Origin of the sequence: Gordonia sp. NB41Y (assembly GCF_030718915.1) — a bacterium.
GTDB lineage: Bacteria > Actinomycetota > Actinomycetes > Mycobacteriales > Mycobacteriaceae > Gordonia > Gordonia desulfuricans.
On sequence record NZ_CP132196.1, the window covers coordinates 114,350 to 136,810 of the forward strand.

General features: G+C 68.0%; 17 protein-coding genes. 10 read left to right on the forward strand and 7 right to left on the reverse strand.

Annotation, left to right across the window (positions count from 1 at the left end):
- Positions 1-15: 15 nt before the first annotated feature.
- Positions 16-807, reverse strand: a complete 792-nt coding sequence (locus tag Q9K23_RS00520; RefSeq protein WP_305950339.1) for a hydroxymethylpyrimidine/phosphomethylpyrimidine kinase — start codon at positions 805-807, stop codon at positions 16-18.
- A gap of 207 nt (positions 808-1,014) precedes the next feature.
- Here Q9K23_RS00520 and Q9K23_RS00525 point away from each other — a divergent pair, with 207 nt between their 5' ends.
- On the forward strand, positions 1,015-1,866 hold the full coding sequence (locus tag Q9K23_RS00525) for a 3-hydroxybutyryl-CoA dehydrogenase (protein WP_020792571.1): 852 nt from the start codon (positions 1,015-1,017) through the stop codon (positions 1,864-1,866).
- A gap of 165 nt (positions 1,867-2,031) precedes the next feature.
- Here the strand turns inward: Q9K23_RS00525 and Q9K23_RS00530 are convergent, their stop codons facing one another.
- Complete coding sequence (locus Q9K23_RS00530) at positions 2,032-2,421, reverse strand: hypothetical protein (RefSeq protein ID WP_053776794.1); 390 nt, start codon at positions 2,419-2,421, stop codon at positions 2,032-2,034.
- Between the two features lie 196 nt (positions 2,422-2,617).
- Here Q9K23_RS00530 and Q9K23_RS00535 point away from each other — a divergent pair, with 196 nt between their 5' ends.
- From Q9K23_RS00535 to Q9K23_RS00555, 5 genes are all read left to right on the forward strand, one after another.
- Positions 2,618-4,855 (forward strand): NADP-dependent isocitrate dehydrogenase, encoded by a 2,238-nt coding sequence (locus tag Q9K23_RS00535; RefSeq protein WP_020790353.1) that lies wholly within the window; start codon positions 2,618-2,620, stop codon positions 4,853-4,855.
- Positions 4,856-5,150: 295 nt separating this feature from the next.
- Positions 5,151-5,750, forward strand: coding sequence for a TetR/AcrR family transcriptional regulator (locus tag Q9K23_RS00540; RefSeq protein WP_053776793.1), 600 nt, complete (start codon positions 5,151-5,153; stop codon positions 5,748-5,750).
- Positions 5,751-5,787: 37 nt separating this feature from the next.
- A complete protein-coding gene (locus tag Q9K23_RS00545; protein WP_053776792.1) occupies positions 5,788-6,846 on the forward strand; it encodes an ABC transporter permease in 1,059 nt (352 codons plus the stop codon).
- Positions 6,847-6,964: 118 nt separating this feature from the next.
- Complete coding sequence (locus tag Q9K23_RS00550) at positions 6,965-7,318, forward strand: VOC family protein (RefSeq protein ID WP_053776791.1); 354 nt, start codon at positions 6,965-6,967, stop codon at positions 7,316-7,318.
- A gap of 168 nt (positions 7,319-7,486) precedes the next feature.
- Entirely contained in the window at positions 7,487-7,906 is a 420-nt protein-coding gene (locus Q9K23_RS00555) for a DUF5313 domain-containing protein (RefSeq protein ID WP_053776790.1), read from the forward strand.
- Between the two features lie 108 nt (positions 7,907-8,014).
- Here Q9K23_RS00555 and Q9K23_RS00560 read toward each other — a convergent pair whose 3' ends face one another.
- The 3 genes from Q9K23_RS00560 to Q9K23_RS00570 all read right to left on the reverse strand — a co-directional run bounded on the left by Q9K23_RS00560 (position 8,015) and on the right by Q9K23_RS00570 (position 13,760).
- Positions 8,015-11,359 carry an ATP-binding protein gene (locus Q9K23_RS00560; protein ID WP_053776836.1) on the reverse strand — a complete coding sequence of 1,115 codons (3,345 nt, stop codon included), beginning with the start codon at positions 11,357-11,359 and terminating at the stop codon, positions 8,015-8,017.
- Positions 11,356-12,201: a DUF4194 domain-containing protein gene (locus Q9K23_RS00565; RefSeq protein WP_053776835.1), complete on the reverse strand. Its 846-nt coding sequence runs from the start codon at positions 12,199-12,201 to the stop codon at positions 11,356-11,358. Before Q9K23_RS00565 ends, Q9K23_RS00560 begins: the two co-directional genes overlap by 4 nt.
- A 101-nt stretch (positions 12,202-12,302) precedes the next feature.
- A complete protein-coding gene (locus Q9K23_RS00570; RefSeq protein WP_305950340.1) occupies positions 12,303-13,760 on the reverse strand; it encodes a DUF3375 domain-containing protein in 1,458 nt (485 codons plus the stop codon).
- A gap of 214 nt (positions 13,761-13,974) precedes the next feature.
- Between Q9K23_RS00570 and Q9K23_RS00575 the strand changes: the two genes are divergently transcribed.
- The 4 genes from Q9K23_RS00575 (at position 13,975) to Q9K23_RS00590 (ending at position 18,457) form a co-directional block, all read left to right on the forward strand.
- Positions 13,975-14,967: a 2-oxoglutarate and iron-dependent oxygenase domain-containing protein gene (locus Q9K23_RS00575; RefSeq protein WP_053776834.1), complete on the forward strand. Its 993-nt coding sequence runs from the start codon at positions 13,975-13,977 to the stop codon at positions 14,965-14,967.
- Positions 14,968-15,051: 84 nt separating this feature from the next.
- Complete coding sequence (locus Q9K23_RS00580; protein ID WP_020791474.1) at positions 15,052-16,044, forward strand: LysR family transcriptional regulator; 993 nt, start codon at positions 15,052-15,054, stop codon at positions 16,042-16,044.
- Between the two features lie 69 nt (positions 16,045-16,113).
- Positions 16,114-17,340, forward strand: a complete 1,227-nt coding sequence (locus tag Q9K23_RS00585; RefSeq protein WP_261977804.1) for an acyl-CoA dehydrogenase family protein — start codon at positions 16,114-16,116, stop codon at positions 17,338-17,340.
- Positions 17,341-17,410: 70 nt separating this feature from the next.
- Complete coding sequence (locus tag Q9K23_RS00590) at positions 17,411-18,457, forward strand: hypothetical protein (RefSeq protein WP_020791473.1); 1,047 nt, start codon at positions 17,411-17,413, stop codon at positions 18,455-18,457.
- A 99-nt stretch (positions 18,458-18,556) separates the two neighbouring features.
- On the opposite strand, the gene Q9K23_RS00595 is transcribed toward Q9K23_RS00590, so the two are convergent.
- The gene (locus tag Q9K23_RS00595; RefSeq protein ID WP_020791479.1) at positions 18,557-20,053 is read right to left on the reverse strand and encodes a CoA transferase; all 1,497 of its coding nucleotides are present in this window, start codon (positions 20,051-20,053) and stop codon (positions 18,557-18,559) included.
- Positions 20,050-21,999 (reverse strand): acyclic terpene utilization AtuA family protein, encoded by a 1,950-nt coding sequence (locus tag Q9K23_RS00600; protein WP_261977795.1) that lies wholly within the window; start codon positions 21,997-21,999, stop codon positions 20,050-20,052. Before Q9K23_RS00600 ends, Q9K23_RS00595 begins: the two co-directional genes overlap by 4 nt.
- Between the last annotated feature and the right edge of the window lie 462 nt (positions 22,000-22,461).

Below are 22,461 nucleotides of genomic sequence, written 5' to 3' on the forward strand. Positions count from 1 at the left end.
CGGAACGGTCCGGGCTCAGCCGCGCCGCCACACCGCGTCGAACGGCACATGCGACGCCAGCCGGCCGACGATGCCCTCGTGGGTGAACTGCTTGGCGGTCCGTGCGGCGTCCAGGACGTCGGCGCCCTTGGTCAGTTCGGCGGTGGTCGCCGCGGCGAAGGTGCAGCCGGCGCCGGATACACGCTCCTCGCCCACCTTCGGTGCGCTGAGCACGGTGATCTCGGTGCCGTCGAAGACCACGTCGACGGCGTCCGGTCCGGCCAGTCCGACGCCGCCCTTGACGATGACGTGGCGCGGCCCCAGGTCGGCGATCCGCTTGGCGGCCTCGGCCAGATCGTCGATCGTGGTCAGCGAGTCCATCCCGGCCAGGGTCGCGGCCTCGAACAGGTTCGGGGTCACCACGGTCGCGAGCGGCAGGATGCGGGAGCGCAGGGCGTTGTCGGTGTCGAGGGCGGCACCGGGTTCCTGCCCCTTGCAGATCAGCACCGGATCGACCACCACATGACGCCACGTGCGCGCGGCCAGTGCATCGGCGACCACGTCGATCGTCGCCGGGGTACCGAGCATGCCGACCTTGACCACCTCGGGCTCGTGGGCGGTGGTGGCGGCCTCGATCTGGTCGGCGATCACCGACCCGTCGATCGGGACGAAACGGTGACCCCACCCGTCCTTCGGGTCGAAGGACACCACGCAGGTGAGCGTGCCCACCCCGTAGGTGCCCAACTGCGCGAAGGTGCGCAGATCCGCCTGGATCCCGGCGCCGCCGGTCGACTCCGAACCGGCGATCACATACGACACGTCTGCCATGGCCTCACTTCTCCTCGATCGAATGCCGCCCCAGATTTTCCGACAGTGCCTCGTGGGCCGTCGAGGCGGGTGTCGTGACCTGCGTCGCACCTGCCGCCGGGAGGTGGTGCCGGCGGCCATCCGTGCGCATGGGGGACGCCGCGCACGGGGGACGCTCTGACGGACTAACGTTGCCCACGATCCAACACCGATATCGGGAGGCTTTTCATGACACAGCTCGGAGTGGTCGGCGGTGGCACCATGGGTGCCGGAATCGCCGAGATCGCCATCCGTGCGGGCGACGACGTGCTGGTGCTCGAGCGCGACCAGGCCGCGGCCGACGGTGCGCGCGCCCGCATCGAGAAGTCGCTGGGCCGCGGCGTCAGCCGGGGCAAGATCTCCGAAGACGATGCGCAGCAAGCACTCTCGCGTCTCACTCTGACCACCTCGATCGGCGACTTCGCCGATCGTGAACTCGTGATCGAGGCGCTGCCGGAGATCGAGTCGCTGAAGGTGGGCTTCTTCGCCGAGCTGGACAAGGTGACCTCGCCCGAGGCGATCCTGGCCACCAACACCTCGTCGATCCCGATCATCCGAATCGCCAAGGACGTCGCCGACCCGAGCCGTGTGGTGGGTGTGCACTTCTTCAACCCGGTGCCGGTGATGCCCCTGGTGGAGATCATCTCCAGCCTGGCCAGCTCGCCGACCGCGATCGAGAAGGTCACCGAATACGCCCGCGATCACCTCGGCAAGCGCACCATCGCCGCCGGCGACCGCGGCGGGTTCGTGGTCAACGCCCTGCTGATCCCCTACCTGGTCAGCGCGATCCGCATGTACGAGAGCGGATATGCCACCAAGGAGGACATCGACGCCGGCATGGTCAACGGCTGCGCCCACCCGATGGGCCCGCTGACCCTCAGCGACACCGTCGGCCTCGACGTCGTCCTCGACGTGGCGGAGTCGCTCTACCAGGAGTTCCGCGAGCCGCACCTGGCCCCGCCGCCCCTGCTGCAGCGCATGGTGGAGGCCGGCTACCTCGGCAAGAAGAGCGGCAAGGGTTTCTACGACTACTCGAACTGAGTCCGGGTAGGCGCGGGACACCCCGTCCCTTCCCCACGGACGACGGTCATCTCACAGACGATGCCCGGCCGGTCGAGCACCGGCCGGGCATCGTCGTGTGTGGGGTGGCTCGTCTGCGGGGTGGATCGTCTGGGGGTCGCACGGGCGGTGGCCGGAAACCGGCGGTCAGTCGTCGGAGTCCTGGCCGTCGAGTTCCTCGCGCACGCGACGTCCCCACCGCTCGTGGGCGGCCTGCCGCGACGTGCCGGCGGCCTGGGCGATCGCCGCCCAGGTGACCTCCCCGCGACGCAGGACGACGACCGTGTCGATCGGGTCGAGTCCGGCGGCGAGCTCGATGCGCAACCGCACCAGTTGCGTCGCCAGCGCCTTCGCGTCGGCGTGGACGTCCGGCGTGGCCGGGTCGGTACCGGTGGGATCTGCGGGGTCGGCCCCGATGAGCTCGGCGGCGCAACGCGCGGCCTCGGCCGAGGCGGCGGCGACCACCGCCGACACCGCCGGGGCGATGTCGACGATCAACCCGGTGCCGAGATGGTCCGGTGTGAACGGCGCGGCCATGGATGTCAAGCTACGCTTGACATCCCGGCGTGACAAGACCTGCGCCGGAATCCGACCGAGGAGCGCACTGTGCTCCCCCGGACGTGATACGAGATACTGGATGTCGCCGGGGCAACACGGACCACGGCGACAAGTAGGCGACGTCGGGCAACACGGACCGCGACGTCGCGTGACGATTACGAGGCGAAGGCGGAACATGACCCAGGAAAAGCCGACCATCATCTACACACTCACCGACGAGGCGCCGATGCTGGCGACGCACGCATTCCTGCCGGTCATTCGCACCTTCGCCGATGCCGCCGACATCAATGTCGCGACCAGTGACATCTCGGTGGCCGCACGTATTCTCGCCGAGTTCCCCGAGCGTCTGACCGACGAGCAGAAGGTCACCGACAACCTGGCCGAGCTCGGCCGGCTGACCCAGGACCCCGACACCAACATCATCAAGCTGCCCAACATCAGCGCATCGGTGCCGCAGCTGCACGCCGCCATCAAGGAACTGCAGGGCAAGGGATACGACATCCCCGATTTCCCGGACAATCCGAAGACCGAGGAAGAGCAGGCGATCCGCACCCGGTACACCAAGTGCCTCGGCAGTGCGGTGAACCCGGTTCTGCGCGAAGGCAACTCCGATCGCCGCGCCCCCAAGGCGGTCAAGGAGTATGCGCGCAAGCACCCGCACAGCATGGGCAAGTGGTCGATGGCCTCGCGTACGCACGTCGCACACATGCGTGAGGGCGACTTCTATCACGGCGAGAAGTCGATGACGGTCAAGGGCGACCGCAAGGTCCGGATGGAGCTGCTCACCGCCGCCGGCGAGACCGTGGTGCTCAAGCCCGAGGTGTCGCTGACCGACGGCGACGTCATCGACAGCATGTTCATGAGCAAGACGGCGCTCATCGAGTTCTACGAAGAGCAGATGGAAGACGCCTACAAGACCGGCGTCATGTTCTCCCTGCACGTCAAGGCCACCATGATGCGGGTGAGCCACCCGATCGTCTTCGGCCACGCGGTGCGCACCTTCTACAAGGAGGCCTTCGCCAAGCACGGTGAGCTCTTCGACGAGCTCGGCGTCAACGTCAACAACGGCCTGTCGGACCTGTACGCCAAGATCGAGACCCTGCCCGCGTCCAAGCGCGAGGAGATCGTCGACGACCTGCACAAGTGTCATGAGCACCGCCCGGAGCTGGCGATGGTCGACTCGGCCCGCGGCATCTCCAACTTCCACTCGCCCAGCGACGTCATCGTCGACGCCTCGATGCCGGCCATGATCCGCGCCGGCGGCAAGATGTACGGCGCCGACGGACGCCCGAAGGACACCAAGGCGGTCAACCCGGAGTCCACCTTCTCCCGCATCTACCAGGAGATGGTCAACTTCTGTAAGACCAACGGTGCCTTCGACCCGACCACCATGGGCACCGTCCCCAACGTCGGCCTGATGGCACAGAAGGCCGAGGAGTACGGCTCCCACGACAAGACCTTCGAGGTCCCGGCGGCCGGTGTCGCCAACATCACCGACAACGCCACCGGCGAGGTGCTGCTGACCCAGGACGTCGAAGAGGGTGACATCTGGCGTCTGTGCATCGTCAAGGACGCCCCCATCCGCGACTGGGTGAAGCTCGCCGTCACCCGCTCGCGCGAATCCGGTATGCCGGTGGTGTTCTGGCTCGATCCGTACCGCCCGCACGAGAACGAGCTGATCGCCAAGGTGCACACCTACCTGAAGGATCACGACACCGACGGTCTGGACATCCAGATCATGTCGCAGGTCCGTGCCATCCGGTACACCATGGAGCGCCTGATCCGCGGCCTGGACACCATCTCGGCGACCGGCAACATCCTGCGTGACTACCTCACCGACCTGTTCCCGATCCTGGAGCTGGGCACCAGCGCCAAGATGCTCTCGATCGTGCCGCTGATGGCCGGTGGTGGCCTGTACGAGACCGGTGCCGGTGGCTCGGCGCCCAAGCACGTCAAGCAGCTCATCGAGGAGAACCACCTGCGGTGGGACTCCCTCGGCGAGTTCCTGGCGCTCGCGGTGAGCCTCGAGGACCTCGGCCGCAAGACCGACAACGCCAAGGCGCTGATCCTGGCCAAGACCCTCGACAGTGCGACCGGCAAGCTGCTGGAGAACAACAAGGGTCCCTCGCGCAACACCGGCGAGCTCGACAACCGCGGCAGCCAGTTCTACCTGGCGATGTACTGGGCACAGGCCCTCGCCGAGCAGACCGAGGACGCCGACCTCGCGGCGAAGTTCGCCCCGCTGGCCGCCACCCTGGCCGCTCAGGAGTCGGCGATCGTCGAGGAGCTGAACAAGGTCCAGGGCGATCAGGTCGACATCGGCGGGTACTACGCCCCCGACGCCGAGAAGCTCGCCGCCGTGATGCGGCCGAGCGCCATCTTCAACGAGGCACTGAGCTCGGTACAGGGCTGATCTCGGTACAGGGCTGATCCCCGTGCCCGACTGATCTCGGCTCGCGGTCCGACCCGGCAGGGCCGGACCGCGCACCCCGACACCGCGAGAACCGCCGCGGCCACCACGGCCGCGGCGGTTCTCGTATCTGTGGTGATCGCCGACGCCGCCCCGAACCGGTCCACCGATCGTGCGCGTTGCGGATCCCCAGCGAATAATGACTAAACTCAGCAATGAGTACGATCATCGATCATCGCTGGAGGGAGATCTGGTGACACCCACGTCCACACCCTCACCCGGTCGTCGGGTGCGGAACATGCGCGACAAGCACGAACGGATCTTTCGTGCTGCCGCCGATCTGTTCGCCCAGCAGGGGTTCGAGGCGGTCTCGACCAGTCAGGTGGCCGACCGCGCCGACGTCGCCGCGGGCACGGTGTTCCGGTACGCGTCGTCGAAGAGCGAGCTGCTGCTGATGGTGCTCAACGGAGACTTCCGGGCCGCCATCGATGCCGGTGTGGCAGCCGCGGCAGACATCCCGGACACCGCCGAGGCGATCCTGGCGATGGTCGGTCCGGTGCTCGCCTATGTGGACTCCGACCCGGCCAACGGATGCAGCTACCAGCGGGAACTGCTGTTCGGCGTGTCCGGTGACCGCTATCGCGAGGAAGGTCTGGCCCTGGTCGGCGACCTCGAGGCGCACATCGCGCAACGGCTCATCGACGACGCCGACGCCCACGGCCTGGTGTCCGACCCCGACCGTGCGCTGCTGACCGCGCGGATGATCTTCGGCGTCGTACACCTGGCCATCGCCGGGCGCTCGACCCATTCCTACCCCGACCGCGACACCATCGCCGATGTCCGGACCCAGATCTCGGTGGCCGTCACCGGCCACCTCGCCGTTCTCGACGCCGCCTGAACCACATCCGTCGGCGTCCGCGAAAGGGAACTCCCGCATGTCCTTGACCTCCACCGAACCCCTGTCGTTCGGCGCTCGGTATCGACGACTGCTCGTCGCCGTCGTCTTCGCCGGTGCCCTGATCCAGCTGGGGCTCGGTTCGTTCTATCTCGGCGTCGGGCATTCCCCGTCGCCGCGCGACCTGCCCGTGGGGCTCGTCGGGCCCGCCGCCCACACCGAGACCCTCACCACGCAGCTCCAGGCCGACGGTTCTTTCGCCACGACCACCTACCCCGATCGCGCGGCACTCACCGAGGCCATCCGTACCCGCGAGGTGGCCGGCGGTCTGGACCTGACGGCCGACGGGGTCGTGGCGATCACCGCCGGGGCCGGCGGCGCACTACCGGCCGGAACCATCAAAACCCTTGCCGCCGAGATCAATCGGCAACAAGGGCTGCCACAGACCCTCCCCGACGACGTCGTCGCCCTGTCCGACGACGACATCAACGGCGCCTCCCTCGGCTACATCCTCCAGGTGCTCTCCCTCGGCGGCAGCATCGCCTCACTCGGAATCGGCCGCCTGATGCCCCGGGTGCCCCGTTCGGTGCGTCGTGGCCTCGGGCACGTCGGCGCGCTCCTGGCCTATGCGGTGGCGTCGGCGCTGATCGTGCTGTTGTTCTCGTCGTTCTTCGGGATCGGCAGCTCCGCCGACACCCTCACCCTGTTCTGGACCTACTTCCTGGTGTCGCTGGCCATCACCGGATCCACCGCAGGCTTCGTCACGCTGTTCGGCCCCATCGGTTCCCTTGCCGGCGGCTTCTACTTCCTGATCGGTGCGACCATCTCGGGGGCGTCGATCCCGTGGACCTTCCTGCCCGGATTCTGGGCGGGGCTCGGTGAATGGTTGCCCACCGGTGGCGGCGCCCAGCTGATCCGCAACTCGCTGTACTTCCCGGCGGCCACCAGCACCACCGCGTGGGTGTGCCTGGGGCTGTACGCCGGACTCGGCACCCTGGTGGTCCTGATCTGGAACATCCGCCGCAACCGGTCCGACGCCCCGTCGGCGGTCGACGTCGACGTGCTCTACCCGATCACCCACGAGCACCACCGCCTCTGAGGCGTCGTCACCCCGGGTACGGCACCCGGGACCTCTGGACCAATTCCGCGCCGAGGCCTGTCGGTATCGGACCGGCGCGGCCTAGGCTGGGAGACGTCCTGTCACAGAAGGAGTCTCGATGAGTGAGCACGAAGTCCGCATGATCGTCCTGTCGACCGACGACCTGGACGAGTCGATCAAGTTCTACGGCGACACCCTGGGTATGGCCCTCAAGTTCCGCGACGGCGCACATTTCGCGGCGCTCGACGGCGGTGCGGTGACCCTGGCCCTGGCGACCGAGATCGACCATCCGATCCCCGGGCAGGTGGTCGTCGGGATCAAGACCTCCGACGTCGACGCCGCGGCGAAGGCGATCGAGGCCAGCGGCGGCGGGATCGTCAAGGGCCCGTACGACGATGCGCACGAGCGTCGTGCGGTGGTCTACGACAACAAGGGCAACGGGCTGGTGTTCTACTCGCCGCTCAAGCGGTGACCCGCCAGTAGTCCTCCCGGGCGGGTGCGGGGCGCGATGTGCATCTCCACAGATCACGAGAGTACAATTCAATTGCACACTACCGATTGAGTCATGGTGTGCCACCGCACCCCACCCGGGTCTGCGACACTGGAAGCCGAAGCACCGGTCGAAAACGAGGAAATCCGCATGGTCCGCACGAACCCTGCCGCCGAGCCCGAGACGGACGAACGTCCGCACGGCCTGCAGTACATCAAGTACGTCTACGGGGCCAAGCTCCCCGATTCGATGCGCACCTGGGTGGCCAACGACCTCGCGGGCGCGGGAGCGGCCGCCCGCATGGTCGCCTGGTGGGCGATCCCCTGTGTGATCATCCTGATCCCGTTGCTGTTCGTCCCCGCCGACTGGGTGGTGCGCGCGAACATGACCGTGCCGATCCTGATCCCCTACATCTTCTTCTCGATCGCCCTGAACCGTGTCTACCGCCGCTACCGGCTGTCCCAGCACGGACTCGATCCCGACCTGATCAACAAGCGGGAGCGCGAGAAGAACTCCGACCTCTACGACGAGTACCACCGCAAGTACCGGGGCAGCAACCGGCCCATGTGACCGCCGGCCGCCGGTCCACCGAGACGAGCCGGGGTGGGATGTCAGCGACATCCCACCCCGGCTCGTCTGGTCTCTCGGATCGACCGGCGGCCGGGGCCGGCCGCCGATTCAGATCAGCTGGTTCTTTCCCGACGACCGCCGCAGATCGGCGAAGGCCCCGATCGACGTCGACATCGCGGTGGCCACCGGACGGCCGTTCGCGTCCTCGGTCTTCGACACCATCACCACGTTGTCGATGTAGGGCTGGATGGTGCTGGTGTTCTGCACCGTCGCCACGATGATCAGCTGGAAACCGAACTTCCGGAACGCCGACAACGCCTGCTGGGCGAACTGCGGATCCGACTTCGAGAACGCCTCGTCGAGCATCAACTGCGCGAAGATCGGCCGGTTGTCGTGCCCGTCGGGGCTGGCCAGGTTGAAACTCAGAGCACCGGCCAGACAGAACGCCATCAGTTTCTCCTGCTCGCCACCGGAGTTGTCCCCGGCATTGGAGTAGGTGCGGATGGTCTCGCCGGTCTGCACATCGTGCTCGGCGCAGTAGAAGTCGAAGCGGTTGCGCACGTCGAGCGCGTCGCGGGTCCACTGCCGGTCTTCCGGGGTACCGCCGGCCAGACGCTCACGCAGCATCAGGATGTCGGCGTACTGCTCGAGGATCGCCTGTTCGTCGCCGAAGGCGACCGCGGTGGAGCGCTGCGCGATCAGCCGGGCCTTCTCGGTGAGTTCGGCGGCCGCGGCCAGCGCCTTGCGACCCGGCTGCAGCCGCAGCCGGGTACCGCGGTTGAACGCCACCGATCCCAGACCGGCGTTGACCCGTTCGATCTGGTCGAGGATGCGTCGTTCCTCGGCATCGGCGGCCATGTGCAGGTTCAGGATCGCACCGGGTGCCTGCTCGGTGATCAGGCGGCGCATCCGCTCATACGCCGACGGCAGCTCCCGCTCGTCGATGCGACGGCACAACGCCACATAGTCGTGGATGCGTTCGTCGAAATCGTCGCTGTCGTTGGGGATGGCGTCGGGGAACTCCTCGTCATAGCCGGCGAGGATCCGGGCGAGCTCGTCGCGCGAGCGCCGGGCGTCGGCGCGCATCCGGTCGCGGTCCCGGACCACGGCCTTCATCAGCTCCTGCCGATAGGGTTCGGGCGCGAGCACGTCCAGCGTCGCCGGCGAGTCCTCGCGGAAGGTGTCGAGGGCGGTCTCGGCGGCTGCCGGGATGTCCTCGGGCCTGATCCGGTCGACGAGGTCGAGCAGCGCGGTACGGCGGTGGTCATGGGTGGCGATCCGGTCGCGGACCAGCGCGGCCTTCGAGATCGCCGCACGGACCTGCTCCCAGATCTCCTCGGCCTTGCGCTGCAGGGCCTCGATGTCGGGGTTGTCCTCCATCAGCAGCTCGTACTGATCGTTGAGACGCTCGGCCCGGTCGTCGGCGGTGTCGACGTCGATCTCGGTCCACTGCGTGAACTGCTCGCACACCGCCCGGTAGGCGTCGCGACGGCGGGCCTTGTCGGTGCGTTCGGCCTCCAGCGATGCACTGGCGAGCTGTGCCGCCTCGTGCGTCTTCTCCTCCTGGTCGAGCTCTTCCTGCAGGGCGGCGATCTTGGCGTCGACGTTGCCGACGAAGATGTACTGCGAGGCGCGCAGGACCTGCCGGTCGTCCTTGATCGCGAGCTTCGCCGAGTCCTTGCGCAGACCCTGATCGGTGACCGCCTTGGTGTGCTCGGCGAAGTCCGCCGGGGAGTCGACGCATGCGTAGTTGCCCAGGCGACCGAGGATCGCCAGCGCCTCCGCCGAACTCGGATGGTCCGGGTCGACGGCCCGCAGTGTCGCGCCCAGGGTGCCCGGCTCGACCGCCGGGATGGCCCGGCGCTCGGCGCGGTGCAACTGGATGCGCCCGCGCATGTCGTGGGTGTTGACGAAGCGCAGCGCCGATCGGAAGTGGTCGTCGGGTACCAGCAGGCGCAGGCCCGCGGTGCGCAGCACCTTCTCCACCGCGGGACGCCAGCGTTCCTGCTCCGGGTCGAGTTCGACCATCTCGGCGACATACCGCAGCTCGGACTCGTCGATCTGCAGGGCATCGGCCAGCACACGACGCATCTCGTGCTCCGCGCGCGGCAGCGCCGACCCGGCGGTCCGGACGCGGGTGAGCTCCTCGTAGGCGGCGTCACGGCGGGTCCGGGCGGTGACCTCCTCGGCCAGGGCCTCGGCATAGTGGTGCTTGCCGGCCTCGAGCTGACCGTCGAGACGGGTGGCGTCCTCGATCAGCGTCTCGCGCAGCTGCCAGAAGTCCTCGGCGGTCTCGGGGATCTCCACGTCGAGCGCCGACATCTTGGACTCATAGGCGGCGCGGCGCACCGACACCTCGTTGGCCGACTTCTGCGCCGACGCCAGCTGTTCCTGCAGTGGTGCGAGATCGGCTGTGCTGGAAGCGATCCGCGACAACAGATGACTGTGGTCGGTGCGCAGCTGATCGTGTTGGGCGGTCAGTGCGGCGAGATCGCCGTCCAGACGCGCGATCTGGTCGTCGAGGTCGGCGATCTCCGGCTCGGCGTTACGCAACCGCAGATTGGTCAGGTACGCGCGCACTGCGGCGGTGTCGATGGTGTCGAGGACGGTGAACTTGGCCGCCTCGGTGGCATAACGCTCCTGGACGGCCTCGATGTTGCCCAGGATGGTGCGCTTGCGTCGCGCCACGTCGAGCAGTTCCCGCGCCTCGACCAGCGGATCGATCTGGTCCAGGGCGTCCTTGATCCCGGCGATACTGGTCGGCTCGTCGAGCATGAACTCGCGCACGAACTGCGCCAGGCCGCCGACGCTCTTGAGCGACTTGGCTTTTCCGAGGAGCTGTTGGGCGGCATCGGAACCGCGGATGCCGATCAGCGAGTACAGCGAGGCCAGGTACTTGCCCTCCCCCGGTCCGCCACGCCAGCCACGCTCACGCAGCCGCGCCGAGTTGTGGTTGCCCTGGGCCCACTCGTTGCACACGTCGACGATGTCGACGTCGCCGTCGGCGATGAAGTAGGCGCTGTGCGCGTCGGTCATCTTGCCCGCGGCCAGCCACTTGAGCACCAGGCCGGTGATCGAGGTCCCCGAATCGGAGGTGTAGGTGACCGAGATCGCCGCCCAGGCCGGGCCGGTGCCGCGCAGATACATGATCTCGCGGGTCGCGGTGACGCCGTCACGACGCTCACCCCACGCACCGCGCACGTACTTGCCGACGGTGCGCTTGCCGCTGGCCGCACCGGCGGCGGTCGCGTCACCTGAGGCGTTGAAGTTGCGGCGGTGGTCGGGCAGGAACGCCAGCGAGATCGCATCCAGCAGTGAGGATTTACCACTACCGGACGAGCCGGTGATCAGAGAACCGTTGGTGCTGAACGGAATCGAGTGGTAGCCGTCGAAGACACCCCAGTTGATCAGCTGGAGCCGGGACAGGTGGAACTGGTCGACCCGGTTGCTCACCATTCGTCTCCTTCGTCTGCGTCGTCGGTGTCGTCGTCATCGTCGGTGTCGGCGTGATGGGTGCCGGCGGTATCGGTCCCGGAGCTGCCGGGATCGCGGTAGTCGTCGTCGCCGACATGACCCTCCCCGTCGACGCCGACGGATCTGCCCCCGTCGCCGCCGGGGTCGGCATCGGCCGGCTCCTCCCCGGAACCGATGAACTGCTCGAACTGGCGCTGCAGATCGGTGATCACCGAGGCGGTCATGATCGCGGTGATCGCCGGGCTGACGGTGAACGTGTCCGGATCGTCCCGATGCCGGCGGAGGATCTCGATCTCCTCCAGCTTGTCGATCGCCTTGTCGATCCGCTTGTCGAACAGGGCGAGATCGCGGTCGATGGTGTTGGACACCCCGGCGAACAGTTCGTGGATCTCCTCGGTGGTGATCAGCACCCGCTCCTCGCGGGCCGCACGGACATGCTTGGCCAGATGCAGCGCGAGGATGGCGTCGTAGGTCTGGATGGTCTCGCGTTTGAGCAGTCGCCGACCCCATCGGGAGTCGTAGCCCACCTGCTCGACGAAGGCCACCTCGAGTTCGGTGGCCAGCCGCAGACGCAGATCGAGCTCCGAGAGCCGGATCCGTAGGAGTTCCTGGTATTCGATCACCCAGGCCCACAGCTGCGGGGTGCGGTCACCGCTGACATAGCGCCGGGCGAGCAGGTTCTGCAACGCCCAGCACGCACGGTCGGGCATCGCGCTGACATCGCCGTCGAAACGCGGTGTGCGGGGGCCGTCGTCGCCGGCACCGCGGGCGACGGCGGGTAGGTCGTCGTAGCCGGTGAACTCGTCGGGCACCGGCGGCACGGCGGGTGCCCGATCGCCGAGCGCAGAGGTCCCGTCATCGGTACCGCCGGTATTCGTCGAATCGGTGGTCTCTGTCGAGTCGGTGGAGTCGGTCGTGCTGGTCACAGTGCGTCGACCTCCGCGGTCGGAATCGGTTCGGTGAAGGTGAGGGCGGGCACCTCGATGTAGCGGTCCTCGCCCTCCAGGGAGGCGAACCGCACCACGGTGGTCTCGCCGGCGGCGTCCGAGGGCTGCCGCAGGGCCCACGACCACAAGACGATGACGTGGGCGAGGAACGGCTGGTCGAGATGATCGATCATGTCGGCCAGCGACACCGGGCCGTCCTCGACGGCGGTGTTCACCGCGTCGGTCAGCTCGACGGTGTCGACCTGACCGGCCAGGGAGACGAACGAGTCGAGATTCGCCTTACCGCTGGCGACCACCGCGGGGGCGGGCGGTTCGGGGGTGCGGATCTCGAACGCGAGCCGGCCGTTGGAGGTGATCGCCGCCGGGGCGAGCGGCATCTCGTAGCCGAGCCTGCGGTCGGCCAGCGACTGCGAGAGCAGTTCGTTGGCGGTGGCCAGGGCGTCGTTGAGCTGCCGGGCGATACCGCGGCTCTGTTCCAGGGTGCCGGAGGCGACGAAACGACGGATACGTCGGGCGCACCGCTGCCGGATCCGGCCCACCTCGCCCATCTGCTCGGTGACCAGGCCGAAGAAGTTGTCCATCACCGACCGCAGGCCGGGGTCGATACCCGGCAGCTGGTCGGTGACGGTCTGGATGTCGGTGACCAGCCGGGCCCGCTGCGACGGGTCCTGGACCATGTGCGTGAACGCGTGATAGGACGCGCTCTGGGGTGATTCGAGCAGCTCTTCGTAATCGTCGAACATCTGCCGCTGCCGGTCGCGGTAGGCCAGGTCGGAATCGTTCGGGTCGTCGAGCAGTGCGGTGGTGATGCGGTCGAGCATGCTGCCGTACTGGCCGATGTCGGAGAGGATCTGCTCCATCTGATAGGCGATGGCGCGGGCCTCGTCCTCGGCGGCGCGCAGATCCGGGTCGCGACGCCGACCGGCATCGAGATCGGCCAGCTCGGCGTCGAGCTCCTCGATCTGGTGCTCGATCTCCTCGCGGAGCTGGTGCGGATCGTTGGTGACCTGGCCGGCCACCCGCCGCAGGCCTGCGGCGACACCGTTGATCGACCCGCCCGTCGCCACCGAGTCCTCGCGGCGCAGACGGCGGGTGTAGTCGAGGACCGATCGGGCCTCGGGCGTCAGATGACAGATGTTCTGGGACGCGACGACCGGATCGGGTACGCGGTGCAGCCAACCGTGCTTGGCCCACAGCTTGAGCAGCTCCAGGCCGCTGGGCTGGTCGGTCAGACCGAGCTCGGCGATGTCGCGTTCGAGCCGGATCGCCAGGTCGGTCTCCGTCCGGCGCGCACCGAAGTCGAGGTGACGCTCCATCAAGGTGACATACAGCGCCGAATTGGTCGCCGCGAACAGCCGTACGGCCGCCGACTTCTGGATCGACCGATTGGCATCCCACGCCTGGGTCAGCGTGGGCTGCGCAGTGCTCTCCATCGCCACCTCACAGGGTTGTCGGGACATCGGACCGAGCTAGTAGTCTCCCACGACCGGCCGCCGCCACCGTCGCCGCATCTGCACGATTGTGAATCACCGGACAACTGTGCAGGTCAGGTGAGACACACCCGCGGCCACGATGATTTCGCTCAACCCGTGAAGAAAGTCTGCACGGACTGGCCGGCATCGGCGCGGCGGTGCCAGCATGGATGTCATGCTGCCGATCCTGGACCTCGCCGACGCCGCCACCGATCCGGACACCTTTCGCACCGCGCTGCGCGAGGCGGCCCATCAGCACGGGTTCTTCTACCTGGTCGGGCACGGTATCCCCGCCGACCGGATCGACACCGTGCTGAGGTCGGCCCGCGAGTTCTTCGCCCTGCCCGACGAGCAGAAGAACACGATCAGCCAGCTCGAGAGCCCCCAGTTCCGCGGCTACTCACGACTCGGCGGCGAACTGACCAACGGGCGGGTCGACTGGCGCGAGCAGATCGACATCGGCCCCGATCGACCTGTGATCGACGACGCCGAGGGCTATTGGAACCTGCAGGGACCGAACCTGTGGCCGCAGGAGCCCGCCGGATTCCGGGAGGCGTTCGAGTCGTGGATCGACGCATGCGGCGAGGTGGGCGTGCGACTGCTGCGGCTGTGGGCGCAGTCGCTCGGTGCACCCGCCGACCACTTCGACGCCGCCTTCGCCGACCGGCCGGCCACCCTGCTCAAGGTGGTGCGGTATCCGGGGACCGCCGACAGCGAACAGGGAGTGGGCGCACACAAGGACTCCGGGGTGCTCACCCTGCTCCTCGTCGAGCCGAGGTCGGCCGGTCTGCAGGTGGAGACGCTCGACGGCGACTGGATCGACGCACCGCCGCTGGAGGGTGCGTTCATCGTCAACATCGGTGAACTGCTGGAGGTCGCGACCGGCGGCTACCTGCGCGCGACACGGCATCGTGTGCTGGCCCCGGCACCGGGCACCGACCGGGTGTCGATCCCGTTCTTCTTCAATCCGGCGCTCGACGCGCGGATCCCGATCATCGACCTACCCGCCGAGCTGGCCGCACTCTCCCGCGGTGTGGAGACCGACCCCGACAACCCGATCTTCAACACCTACGGAGAGAACGCCTGGAAGTCGCGAACGCGGGCCCACCCCGACGTCGCCGAACGCCACCACGGGATCGTGCCGGCGGGACCGGCGTCGACGTACTGACCCGAGACCACCGCACCCGACGTCTCCCCGGTCCCGACGTCCCCGAGGCGTCACCGGCGCAAGGACCACGCGACCCTTTGCCGCGTGCTGCGTACAAGCCTGGTCGAGCCCGCGCACGCTCCTTACCGTGAGCAGATGTTCGACGTGCGCAAGTTGACGGTGTTCGCCGAAGTCGCCCGACGCGGTTCCATGAGCGCAGCGGCGACGGCCACCAGGTACACGACATCGGCAGTCTCCCAACAGATCACCGCGCTCGAACGGGACCTCGGACACGAGTTGTTCGTCCGGACGCCCAACGGGGTGCGGCTGACCGTCGTCGGGCAACGACTTCTACACCATGTACCCGGTCTGCTCGACGGGATCGCAGCAGCCGAGCGCGACCTGGATCGGGCCGCCGGTGCCGACTCGAGATCGGTCCGGCTCGTGGCCTTCTCGAGTGCCGCGGCGACCATCGTCCCGCCCACCGTCGCCCGTCTTCGCCGCGCACTGCCCGAGGTGGACGTACAGATTCTCGTCGCCGACCCCGACGACGGGGTCGCAGTGCTTGCCGACGGTGACGCCGACGCCTGCGTGGTGACCGAGGTGGCCGGTGCCGAACCCCACTATCCGGGCCTCGTCACCGCACCGGTGTGCGACGACGAATTCCTCGTGGTGCTCCCCCGATCCCACCGGCTCGCGACATGCGTCGAGGTCCCGCTCCTGGCGCTCGCCCACGAACAGTGGATCGTCAGCTCCGCCACCGGACGCTGTCCGGATGCTCAGGTGTTCCGAAACTCCTGCGAGAGAGCCGGGTTCAGCCCGGAGGTCTCGTTCGAATCCCAGGACTACGCCACCGTACAGGCGATGGTCGCGGCTGGGCTGGGCGTATCACTGGTCCCCGCTCTGGCGATCCACTCGGTGCGCACCGATGTCGCCGTCCGCCCGATCGCCGGGCCACGGCCATCACGGCGGATCGCCGTCGCCACCACCGATGTCCCCGCCCCGAACAGCCCCGTGGCGATCCTCGTCGGACTACTGAAGACCGCCGGCGCGGGTCGGGCTTCCAGACTTCGTGAACACCCCGCCGGAGTTGCTTGACGCGGTGATACCGGGTGTGTCCGCATCGATAGCGTCGTCCACGACACAAAGGAGATACCCGTGACATCCATCGAGACACCCACTGTCCCTGCACTTCTCACTGCCAGTGAAGTTCACGCCGTCACCGAGTCGGTAGCCACCGAGATCGGTGCCGGCACGCTGCAACGTGAACTCGACGGCACCCTGCCGACCGTGGAACTGGCCCACGTTGCCCACTCCGGGCTACTGGGAGTCCTTGTGCCCGCCGAGCACGGCGGCCCGGAGCTCCCCCTGTCGAGCGCCGTGGAGATCCTCCGAGAACTGTCACGTGCCGACTCCGCAGTCGGTCAGTTGCTGTTGTCGCACTATGTGATCAATGCGGCGATCCGTGGACTCGGGAACACCGCGCCCGCCCCGGCGATCTACTCCGACGTGCTCGCCGGGGCCCAACTCGGCAACGCCTCGGCCGAACGCGGAACCCGCACCGCAATCGAACGCACGACCACCATCCGCCGGGGTGACCGTGGCCGATGGGAGCTCAACGGCACCAAGTTCTACGCCACCGGAGTGCTCGGGGCCCGGTGGATCGCCGTCGCCGCACGGATCGACGACGACGGACCCGCCCGCGGGGCCACCGTGTTCGTGCGGCCGGACGACGAGGGCGTCACCCTCGATCTGGCGGCGTGGAACGGATTCGGACAGCGCGGGACCGCCAGTGGTCGAGTGCAGTTCGAGGCGGTTGTCGTACCCGACGAGCTGGTGATCGACGAAGGCCCCGACCCAGATCCGTACACCGCCGACCCGACGGTCCTCGGCGCCTTCGACCAGGCGTTGCACGCCGCGGTCGACATCGGGATCGCCCGGGCCGCGCTGGAGGACGGCGCCCGATTCATCGCAACACGCAGCCGACCCTGGTTCGAGGCGGGGGTCGACAGCGCCGCCGACGAACCACATGTCGTCCGCCGGATCGGAGAACTCACCGCACGCCTGTATGCCCTGGAAGCCCTCCTACAGAGCGGTACCGCACTGATCGACGCCGCCGTCGAGGAGCCACAACTGTCCCGGGAGTCCGCCGCGTCGGCATCTCTGACCATCGCCGCGGCCAAAGCCTTGGCGCAGGAGTTCGCAGTCGAGATCGCCGGCGGCGTGCTCGAACTCGCGGGGGCATCGGCCACGGACCGTCGGTATGGACTCGACCGGCACTGGCGGAACGTCCGGACCCACTCGCTGCACGATCCTGCGCGCTGGAAGTACGTCCACCTCGGTAACCACACGCTACGAGGCACCCTCCCTCCCCGTCATGGGCTGTTGCTCTGACAACGCGCCGTGCACGCCGAACCGGAACACCACCGTCACGCTTCCCCACAGACAGAAAGCTGAGAACACGATGACCGGTTTCTATCTCACCGGCAGCATCAACGTCCCCGACGTCGACGCCGCATTCGATCTCGTCGGCACCCACCTCCAACCGGGTGTGAGACGCATACCCGACGGTGAACCCGGCCACCGTGCCAACTGGGTGCTGACGCAGGCCGACCACTTCCTCGCCAATCCGACGCTCGACGTCGTCGACGGTCGCGCACAGGTGCGACCCGGGACGCCGGCCGCCTTTCGACCGGTCGACTATCACACGACCGCCGCCGACTCGTACCGTTCATTCCTCCGCGCACGTGATGCGGGTCGTCTGGCCGCCGAGTCCCGGTTCCTGGTCTCGATCCCGACTCCGTTCAACGCGGTGAACTCGTTTGTGACCTTCGATTCCCAGGTGGAGGTCGCAGCAGCCTACGAGGACGCGCTCGCCGAGTCGATCGCCGCCCTGCACGATGTGATCCCGGCGAGTGATCTGGCCGTGCAGTGGGATCTCCCCACCGAACTCGCGACCATCGAAGGCTGGTTCCCCAATCCGTATGCGGGGCAGGAGGCGATCTTCACCGCCACCGCACGAGTGGCCGACTGGGTCGACGAGGCGGCCGAACTGACCTTTCATCTGTGCTACGGCGATTCGAAGTTCGGGGCGTCACCGTTCATGGGGGATCCACCGGATGCGGCGGCCGCCGCCCGAGGGGGACGCCACATCCTGCCCCGGGACGCGTCGGCGATCGTGACCCTGGCCAACGGGCTGTCGCGCCATGTCACCCGGCGAATCGACGCCATCCACGCCGCCACCGTCGCGAGCTGGACCCGGCGGGCCCATTGGCAGCCGTTGGGGGATCTTGCGCTGGAGGACACCACCGAGTTCTACCTGGGACTCGTCCACGCCGAAGACGGCGCCGACGGTGCGACGCGGCGGGCGCGGATCGCGGCGGAGTTCCTGCCCCACTTCGGGTACGGCACCGAGTGCGGACTCGGACGTCACTCCGTCGCGCAGTTGTCTGCGGTGGTGCGCGCCTGGCAGGACCTGCGCGACTCCGAGCTCGCCACCGTGACCGCCTGACGTCTCACCGTGTCGGCCGGACCTCACCGGCCGGCGTGTCGCACAGTGCCGGTATGCGTTCCGCCGTGCCGGTATTCCTCGCGCACCGAACGCGCCGGATCAGTGCGGCAGCCACTCCGCGCGGGACGATCCGCGCGGGACGAGCACGGTGCGGTAGCGGCCGGGGGTACCCGACATCCGGATCTGATCGGTCACGCCCTGGTACCTGCCGAGCGGGGTGTCGGCGGTGAAGGTCTCGGGGTCGAGATAGTGGTGTGCTCCCCCGCCGGCGTCGGTGCCGGCGATCTCGTGGGCGTAGTCGCGATCGAAGACACCGAGTGCGGCGATCCAGAGTGCTACCCGGGTCAACGAGACATGCACGCGGTAGCTGCCGCCGACCTCGGCACGGCGGGCCAGGGCCTCGACGATCCCGGCCGTCATCAGCCACGAGACGATGTAGTCGTTGACGACGAGGATCGGCGGCAGCGCGGGCTGATCGCCACCACCCTCGAGGAGCATGAGCCCGGCGAGACTGCCCGCGGTCTGGTCGAAACCGACACGATCAGACCAGGGTCCGTTCTCGCCGTTCAATGATGCTGTGGCGTAGACGATCCCGCGATGCTCGGCGGCGACGGCGTCGGGTGCGAGTCCGATCTTGGTGAGGTATCCGGGTCGGCGGTTGGCGTAGAACACATCTGCCTCACGCAGCAGTGCGGCGATCCGCTCGGCCCCCTCCGGCCGGTAGGGGTCGATCGTCGACGACCGGACCCCGACGTTCGCGGCGACATAGGTGGCGTCGTGTTCGAGTTCGTTGGGGCGCCAGAGGTTGAGCACATCGGCGCCGTGCAGTGCCAGCGCACGACCGGCACCGGCGCCGGCGATCACATGACCCATCCCCAGCGCACGGATGCCGTCGAGAGGTTGCTCTGCGCCCTGCGACAGCGGGATCGGGTCACCGTCGGCGATGCGGGTGATCTCGATCAACGGCATGTCGGCGAGCACGTCACGGTAGTGGGCCTCGTCGATCAGTTCGGCGGTTGTCCGCAGCATCGGCATCACGACACCCGCCTCGGCACCGGCGGTCTCGAGCTCGCGACCCTTCCAGGTGCCGATCGCCTCGGTCACCGCCCGGGTGTCCTCGGGTACCCCGAGTAGCCGTTGCGCGGCGATCTTGATCTTCGGATACAGGTTGAGCGGCATCACCCAGCGGTCGTCGCCGGTCCGATAGAACCGGAACCCCAGGGCATTCGACGCATTCGCCGGTGAACCGCACGGATAGCCGTTGAGCAGTTCCCAGCGGGCATCGTAGAAGGGACACAACCGATGTGGTGCGCTGCGGAGGTCGACGGCGATGTCCTGACCGGCGCCGCCCCGCATCCGCCACAGTTTCGCCACGGCCGCGGACTTGGCGGCCAGGGCGATCGCCGATGCGCCACCGAGCCGCAGGGTGCTCGGTACCACCGGATCGGCACCGATGAAGTCGATGGCGCCGCCGGTGTCGGCTGCGGTCATCCCGATCCCGGCGAGGACGTCGCCGAGTTCGGTTGCGGGATCGAAGGTGTCGTCGGTTGCCGGGTTGGCGACCGCGTGCCGCAGTCTGTCGGTCAGTGGGCTCACCGCGCGGCCTCCGTGGTGGTGTCATCGGGTGCTCCGGTAGCTGCGGATTCTGCACCGGCCGAGTCGAATTCGGTGGTGCCCAGAAGATCGTCGGGGATCAGTACCTGGCGTGAGCGTAGGTACTCTCCGATCGCCTTGCCCACCTGGTCGATCCGCAGATTCGACGATCCGCCGGTCCCGAGAAGTCCCTTGAAGACGAAGTGGATGGCGCGCAGATCCGGGAACTCGTGCCGGACGATGTCGAGGTCCTTGGTCTCCGGGAGCAGCCGGCGCACCTCGTCGGTGGTCAGGAATCGACGCAGCCACAGCCATGCCCGCGGATCCGGTGTCCATACACCGACATTGGAGTTGCCGCCCTTGTCACCGCTGCGGGCGTGGACCACGGTGCCGAGCGGGACCCGCGTCACCCGATCCGACAGCGGCGCCTCGTGGGGCTCCGGATGATCCGGCTGTGGCACCACCGGCGCAGTGATCGGGACCGGGGCGGGTAGCGAGTTGCCGTCGGCGAACACCGCCCGGTGACCGAGTGCGGTCTGGTCGAGCAGACCCGGCCAGTAGTCGATCCGGGGCTGTGGCGCCGAGTGCAGTCCGGCCGCACCGTCGTGGAAGTATCCCGGGATTCCTTGCAGGTAGAGGCTGCCGAGGGCGGCACCGACATGTGCCGATGCCAATGTCTCGGCGTCATCGGAGGTGGCCATCACGCGGAGCGCGACGGTGGCCGCCCACTGGGATTCGGGATCGTCGGCCGCGGTGCCGATCGGGGTGAGGTCGACGTCGACTCCGTCGGGTAGCGCACCGACGAGCTGGTCGCGGATCAGGGCGATCTTCTCCTCGACGTGCGGCGCGGTCACGAACACCGTGTTGACGACGCTGAAGCCGACCCGACCGAACAAGGCGACCTTGGTGGTGGGCGGCGGAGGTGCACCCGCGGCCCCGGTCACCGCCACCCGGTCGGGACCGACCTCGTCGACGCGGACGTGGTCGAGCCGCACGGTGACGTCGGGATTGAGATAGACCGGGCCCTGGATCTCGTAGACCAACTGCGCGGTGACGGTGTCAGCGGTGACCGCACCCCCGTCGCGGGCATGTTTGGTGATCACACAGCTGCCGTCGGCCGCGATCTCGCCGATCGGGAAACCCGGGACGGTGCGGTGCGGGATGTCGAGGAAGCCGGAGAAGTTGCCGCCCACCGCGTGTGGACCGCACTCGATGATGTGGCCGGCGACGACGGCCCCGGCGAGGGCGTCCCAGTCGTCGGTGGACCAGCCATGCCACCAGGCGGCCGGACCGACGGTCAGCGATGCGTCGGTGACCCGTCCGCACACGACGATGTCGGCGCCGGCATGCAGGGCCTCGGCGATTCCCCAGCCCCCCAGGTAGGCGTTCGCCGCGATCGGCGTGGCACTCCAGCTGCTCAGCGGCGCACCGCTGTCCAGGTTGTCGAAGACGTGGCCCGCCGAATGCAGCCGATCCAGGTCGGCAAGAATGTTGTCGCCCTCGACATGGGCGACGTGCAGATCGACCCCGGCGGAGGCGATCTCGGATCGGAGCACCTCGGCGAGACGTGCCGGATGGAATCCACCCGCGTTGGTCACCACCTTGATCCCGCGTTGGGCGATGGTCGCCAGGTGGGGGCGCAACTGGTGCACGAAGTACTCGACATAGCCGCGGCTCGGGTCACGGTGGTAGGCCGCCGACAGCGATGCGAGGGTGATCTCGGCGAGGTAGTCGCCCATCAGGACGTCCACCGGGTCGCCGGCGAGCGCTTCGTCGATGGCGGTGCGCCGGTCCCCCAGATATCCGGAGAAGTTGGCGATCCTGATCGGTGCGCGGGTCATCGGTTCTGCCTTTCGGTCGCCGGCCAGTGGTTCGGGTCCGACGCTATCGGCCGACGACCACCTGCACCACGACCGATCGGCGAAGACGTCGATGACCGCAGCGGTCATCGACGTCGAGGATGTCGCGGCCAGTGGTCTCCAAGTCGCTGTTCGTCGGGCTCGGCCTCGCCCTTCGCCTTCGAGGTGGTCGCCACCTGACGTCGGCTGCGGAGATTTCGACTCGGGTCCTCGCTACGCTCGGTCCCGGCTCAATCGTCAACTCAGCGTTGGTGGTTGAGCCGATGAGGAGCGTAGCGACGAGGCGTGTCGAAACCTCCGGCGGCCGACGTCGCCAACGCAACCACCTCCGAGGTGGTCGCCACCTGACGTCGGCTGCGGAGATTTCGACTCGGGTCCTCGCGATGCTCGGTCCCGGCTCAATCATCAAAGGAGTTCCTCGCTCAATCATGAACGCCTAGTGGGTGGTTGAGCCGATGAGGAGCGTAGCGACGAGGCGTGTCGAAACCTCTGGCGGCCGGAGTCTCCAACGCAACCACCTCCGAGGTGGTCGCCACCTGACGTCGGGCTGCG

What these genes read in the sequence shown, in the direction of transcription:
- Q9K23_RS00545 (WP_053776792.1), top strand. Translation starts at nt 5,788, where the DNA reads ATGTCCTTGACCTCCACCGAACCCCTGTCGTTCGGCGCTCGGTATCGA.
- Q9K23_RS00530 (WP_053776794.1), bottom strand. Translation starts at nt 2,421, where the DNA reads ATGGCCGCGCCGTTCACACCGGACCATCTCGGCACCGGGTTGATCGTC.
- Q9K23_RS00555 (WP_053776790.1), top strand. Translation starts at nt 7,487, where the DNA reads ATGGTCCGCACGAACCCTGCCGCCGAGCCCGAGACGGACGAACGTCCG.
- Q9K23_RS00550 (WP_053776791.1), top strand. Translation starts at nt 6,965, where the DNA reads ATGAGTGAGCACGAAGTCCGCATGATCGTCCTGTCGACCGACGACCTG.
- Q9K23_RS00600 (WP_261977795.1), bottom strand. Translation starts at nt 21,999, where the DNA reads ATGACCGCTGCGGTCATCGACGTCTTCGCCGATCGGTCGTGGTGCAGG.
- Q9K23_RS00525 (WP_020792571.1), top strand. Translation starts at nt 1,015, where the DNA reads ATGACACAGCTCGGAGTGGTCGGCGGTGGCACCATGGGTGCCGGAATC.
- Q9K23_RS00575 (WP_053776834.1), top strand. Translation starts at nt 13,975, where the DNA reads ATGCTGCCGATCCTGGACCTCGCCGACGCCGCCACCGATCCGGACACC.
- Q9K23_RS00590 (WP_020791473.1), top strand. Translation starts at nt 17,411, where the DNA reads ATGACCGGTTTCTATCTCACCGGCAGCATCAACGTCCCCGACGTCGAC.
- Q9K23_RS00570 (WP_305950340.1), bottom strand. Translation starts at nt 13,760, where the DNA reads ATGGAGAGCACTGCGCAGCCCACGCTGACCCAGGCGTGGGATGCCAAT.
- Q9K23_RS00540 (WP_053776793.1), top strand. Translation starts at nt 5,151, where the DNA reads ATGCGCGACAAGCACGAACGGATCTTTCGTGCTGCCGCCGATCTGTTC.
- Q9K23_RS00520 (WP_305950339.1), bottom strand. Translation starts at nt 807, where the DNA reads ATGGCAGACGTGTCGTATGTGATCGCCGGTTCGGAGTCGACCGGCGGC.
- Q9K23_RS00535 (WP_020790353.1), top strand. Translation starts at nt 2,618, where the DNA reads ATGACCCAGGAAAAGCCGACCATCATCTACACACTCACCGACGAGGCG.